The sequence below is a fragment of the uncultured Ruminococcus sp. genome (assembly GCF_946415235.1).
GTDB lineage: Bacteria > Bacillota > Clostridia > Oscillospirales > Ruminococcaceae > Ruminococcus.
The window spans coordinates 1-5420 of record NZ_CAMKRR010000145.1 but is presented as its reverse complement, the minus strand read 5'-3'; the positions used below and the strand labels follow the sequence as shown (position 1 = coordinate 5420).

At 42.9% G+C, this 5420-nt stretch carries 4 protein-coding genes; all 4 read left to right on the top strand.

All coding sequences use genetic code 11. The features are described 5' to 3' along the window. A partial coding sequence (locus Q0R37_RS14895; RefSeq protein WP_294755364.1) for a calcium-binding protein occupies positions 1–407 on the top strand: 407 nt, incomplete at its 5' end. Between the two features lie 71 nt (positions 408–478). Further along, the gene (locus Q0R37_RS14890) at positions 479–2608 is read left to right on the top strand and encodes a type I secretion system permease/ATPase (protein WP_294755363.1); all 2130 of its coding nucleotides are present in this window, start codon (positions 479–481) and stop codon (positions 2606–2608) included. Beyond that, positions 2601–3851, top strand: a complete 1251-nt coding sequence (locus Q0R37_RS14885) for an HlyD family efflux transporter periplasmic adaptor subunit (protein ID WP_294755362.1) — start codon at positions 2601–2603, stop codon at positions 3849–3851. Before Q0R37_RS14890 ends, Q0R37_RS14885 begins: the two co-directional genes overlap by 8 nt. A gap of 486 nt (positions 3852–4337) precedes the next feature. After that, a partial coding sequence (locus Q0R37_RS14880; protein ID WP_294755360.1) for a leucine-rich repeat domain-containing protein occupies positions 4338–5420 on the top strand: 1083 nt, incomplete at its 3' end.

Genomic DNA, 5420 nt, shown 5'->3' with positions numbered 1-5420 from the left:
ACCAGTTTTACTGGGATAACTATCAGATCGAGAGCTTTGAGTTTGCAGACGGAACGATTGCTCACATTGATCTTAATAAGTCTGAATTTGTTATCGACGTAGAAGGCACACCTGTGATAGTTGAGCAGACTACAGCAGAATACCTCAGCGACCTTTATGCAGAGGAGATGTTCAGCGGTGAACTCACAGCAGACGATACAGTTATCGCAGAGATAACAGACAGCATAAGCATAGGTGATGAAAGCGACGAGATATCTGATCTTGCAAATATCCAGGCAATGATACTTGCAGAGAATATGTCGGCATTCAGCAATGACAGTCAGATATCAGACGGTATAAAGATCGGCGATATAACAGCCGATTCTTCAGCACTGGATCAGCTTCTCATAAACTCATCAATGCAGTAAGCTTATTGCGTAATAAAATCGTGCAGCAGTGAAAACTGCTGCACCTTTTTACGTAAACGGAGGTTTGAAAAATGACAAAAAAACAAGACAGCGGACTGTCCTGTTTTATGATAGTAATGAAGTTCCACGGTATACCAATAACCAAGGAACAGGCTGAAAATCTTGCGGTGCTCGACCCCGAACAGAAAGCGGGAGAGGTTGAGATAATCCAGTCGGCAAAAGCTCTGAAAATGAAGGCAAAGCTTTGCAGACTAAAAATTGAAAAACTCAAAGATGTCAATTCCCCTATAATTGCAAGAGGCTATGACGGTGAGTTCTTCATAATTGCAAAGTCCCATGAGGACAAGTTCATGATACTGTCCACGGACAAGACTCAGCCCGAGATTGTAACAAGGATAGACCTGCAGAGGAAATGGGACGGCACAGCTATCATAATAAATAAAAAGGGAGTAATGGACAGAGAAGCCATTTTCAGTTTCAAATGGTTCATTCCCACTATACTTAAATTCAAGAAGGAGTTCATACAGGTCCTCATCGCCGTATTCACGGTGCAGATACTTGGTATCCTTACACCTGTAATGACGCAGGTAGTAGTGGATAAAGTCCTTGTACACAGGAGTATGTCAACACTCAATGTCCTTACAATAGGAATAGCCATAGTATATATCTATGAGCTTATCCTCGGACTTGCCAAGAACTATGTTTTCACTCATACCACCAACCGAATAGATGTAATGCTCAGCTATAAGCTGTTCAAGCACCTGTTTGCCCTGCCGCTCAAATATTTCGAGTCACGCAGAGTAGGTGAAACAGTTGCAAGAGTAAGAGAGCTTGACAGCATAAGAAGCTTCCTTACGGGAACTCCGCTGTCATCAATGATAGACCTTGTGTTCATCATCGTGTACATAGTCGTACTGTTCATGTACAGCAGGATGCTGACTGTTATCGTTATTTGTTCCATACCTGTATACGCTATACTTTCAGCAATAGTAACCCCTCTTTTCAAGAAAAGACTTGATGAAAAGTTTGAAACGGGTGCAAATACCCAGTCCTTCCTTGTTGAGTCCATAACAGGAGTACAGACTGTAAAATCCTACGCTCTCGAACCCAAATTCGAGAAAAAATGGGGAGACCTGCAGGCAGACTACGTAAAGGCAAGCTACAAGACTTCAATGGTTTCCGCAACAGCAGGCTCAACAGGTCAGTTCATCCAGAAGGTGTTCGATCTGCTTATCCTTTTCTTCGGTGCAAAGGCAGTTATGGACGGAAACTTCACAGTCGGACAGCTCGTTGCATTCCGTATGCTTTCGGGCAGAGTAAGCGGACCTGTCCTCAGACTTGTACAGCTGTGGCAGGAATACCAGCAGGCTTCGCTTTCCGTAAAGCGTATCGGAGATATCTTCAATACAGCTCCCGAGCCCGTACTAAATACCAATATAACATCGCTCCCGAGACTTGAAGGAAAGATAGTTTTCGACAAGGTACACTTCCGATACAATCCACAGGGCAGCGAAGTAATCAAGGGCATGAGCTTTGAGATAGAGCCCGGTACAGTCGTGGGAGTCGTAGGACGAAGCGGTTCGGGAAAGAGTACTATTTCCAAGCTGATACAGCGACTTTACATACCAGAGGCAGGAAAGATATCCGTTGACGGTATGGATATATCCCTTGTGAATCCGTCAATGCTCAGAAAGCAGATAGGCGTGGTATTGCAGGAGAACTTCATGTTCAACGGCACAGTCGCGGAAAATATTTCCATACACTGCCCTACAGCAACTATGGAGCAGATAATCAAATGTGCAAAAATAGCGGGAGCTCACGACTTCATACTTGAACTTCCCAACGGCTATGATACCATAATCGGTGAAAAGGGAATTGGACTTTCGGGCGGTCAGAAGCAGAGAGTTGCAATTGCAAGAGCTATACTCAACGACCCGAGGATACTCATATTCGATGAGGCTACCTCCGCACTTGACTATGAGTCCGAGAGCATAATACAGAACAACCTCAAGGAAATATGCAGAAACAGAACTGTTATCATCATCGCCCACAGACTTTCAACTCTCAAGGACGCGCAGAAGATAATGGTAATAGACAAGGGAGACCTTGTGGAGTACGACACACACGAGAAGCTTATGGCACAGAACGGCCTTTACGCTTATCTCTACAATCAGCAGCAAAGGGGTGAGGTAGATGGATAACAACAAGCTTACCGAATACGCTCTTAAACACAGCAAAAAGCATGACAAGGAGCTTAAATACGACTTCATGCCCTCAATGCTGGAGATAATTGAGCGCCCTGCACACGTAGCGGGAACTGTAATAATCTTGGGTATCTTCTCTCTCCTTGTGGCAGCCGTTATATGGGCTTGTCTTTCAAAAACTGATATTGTCGTAACTTCCAGCGGAACAATACAGCCGGTAGGTAATATATGGTCTCTTAACTCAGCAATGGGCGGAACTATAAAGTCCATAAATGTCGAGGAAGGAGCATATGTGAACTACGGCGACGTCCTCATAGAACTTGATACACAGAGCCTTGATATCGACGTTGACTCGCTGAATAATCAGAAAAGTGTACTCGAAGCACAGAAAAAGGTCTATAACATGATAATGAACAACGAGGACCTTTCCACAATTGACCTTACTAAGTACGCAGCGAATATCCAGCCGTCAATACTTACCATAATCGACACTGACAAGACCTATCATAACAATATAAGCATACTGGAAAGCACGAAAGAAAACGCAAGACACGCCACTGAACGCGCAAATATCATACTCAACGAATACAACTCAAATCCCGATATATCGAGGGCTGAGTACGACGCACAGAGCATAGTGGTAAAGCAGGCTGAAAACGAGTTCATGCAGGCTGAGATAAACGTATCCAAGGCTCAGAACACATACAGCGAACAGATAAATGCAAAGCTTTCGGAGATAAATTCAAATCTCAGCCAGATAAACTCACAGCTTGAAAAGTATGATATATCCAAGAAAAGCCAGCAGATAACGGCTCCGACGAACGGCTATATCAACAGTATTTCCGTTAACAATATCGGCGAGAACGTAACTGCTGCACAACAGATGGTGACTATCGTACCTGCGGGATCTGCGGTTGAAATGGTCTGCTATTTCAAGAACATGGACATTGCCGATATAAAGGTGGGAATGGATGCCGAGATAAAGCTTGAAGCCTATCCCTACAACAAATACGGAACAGTCAAGGGCAAGGTCAAATATATCAGTCCAAGCTCATTCAATACCGAGCAGATGGGAAGCGTTTACCTTGTAAAGCTTGAAGTTGACGACTCCAACGATAAGATAGACATAATGTCGGGTCTTACGGGAGCAGTCGAAGTTAAGGTAGGTAAGCAGTCCATCATGCGTTACTTCCTTGATCCTATCGTTAAGGGTTTCGGGGATAGTTTGAAGGAGAAATAACAGAGGCTGTTGTTTTGAAGACCTGAAAGACTCGGATAGCTATGCAACACCTATATCAAATATTACAAAAATATGCTATTATTCCTTTGCATATAAAAGCAAAATTAGTTCATGACTAATTGTGTTTATGCTTCTAATACATATCGCATACAGCGGACAGGCGGAAACTTCATTTTGGGAGTATCCGCCTGATTTTTTATTTCTGCGAGGACCTGTCAATGTACTTTTTTTGCCACGGCTGATTTTAGGAGCCGTTTTTTCAGATTTACAAAGTTTTTCTCCATAAAATAAAAAAGGCAAAAAAAGTGTTGCACTTTCAGAAATATATGCGTTATTATAAATGAGGACGTTTTTGACTTCCATAATTATGAAGTTATGTCCTGATGATAATGTATCACTGAGGTAATACATAGGATCATATTTTTATTTAAAGTATATTGTAAAAATACACATAAACAGTATAAAAATCTAAAAGGAGTGAAAGAAATGTTTAAACGAATCATTGCCGGTGTGCTAAGTACTGTTATCTGCTCATCGGCGATCACATCGGGAGCTCCAGACCAGTCTGCATGGGCTGTCACAACGGGCGCACTAAATGACGCAACACGAGTTTACGACGAAAACATTCCCAAGACAGAAGATGATTCCTCTGTCAGAACCACTATCAAAGCTGTTCCTGATAAATCAACTATCATTGAAACAGTCGCACTCGGAGAAAACATTACTGCCGATATCTACAGCAACGGTCTGCTTCGTATCAGCGGATACGGTGATATGAACAATTTCGGAAGATCGCCGTTTCAGAATGCAGCTGCTGTAAAGCAGATCTTATTTGAAGACGCTGACGCGGAAAAAGGTCTTGTTATATCAAGTATCGGAAACTATGCGTTCAGCGGCATGACCTTTCTTCACTGCTCGTCATACGGCAGCGCGGACAAGGCTGCTGCGGGTATTATCGTTCTTCCCGACGGTATCAGGAGCATCGGCGAATATGCATTCCAGAACTGTACAGGCATAACATCTTTTACTGTTCCCGATTCTGTAACATCAATTGGCGGTCAGATATTCAACGGCTGTGTAAATCTTAAGGAGTTAACGCTTCCGTATGCGGCTACTTCAAAGGCTGTTGCAGCAGGTGAAGAAAATGCTGATGCATACACCTCTGTTGCCGATCTTTTCATGTATAGCTGGATTGATTCGTATAACGACGGCATGGATTTCTCAGCTTATGCCATTGAAAAGATAACTATCACAGGCGGCGAGATCGTTCCAAATTATGCGTTCTCGAACATGAAAACGCTCAAAACTATCGACCTCAGCGGTACAAAGGTAACTTCGTTGGGCGGACATGCAGTAAATAACTGTACTTCACTTGAAAGCATAAAATTACCCTCAACACTAAAAAATATTGGTTCTTATGCTTTCCAAAACTGCACGGCAATAAAAAAACTTGATCTGCCTGACAGTATTGAGACTATAGCTGAAAATGCATTCCAGAACTGTACAGGCATAATATCTTTTACTGTTCCCGATTCTGTAACATCAATTGGCGGTCAGATATTCAACGGC

Excerpts from the sequence above, each read along its gene's own strand:
- Q0R37_RS14890 (WP_294755363.1), top strand. The coding sequence starts at position 479 with ATGACAAAAAAACAAGACAGCGGACTGTCCTGTTTTATGATAGTAATG.
- Q0R37_RS14885 (WP_294755362.1), top strand. The coding sequence starts at position 2,601 with ATGGATAACAACAAGCTTACCGAATACGCTCTTAAACACAGCAAAAAG.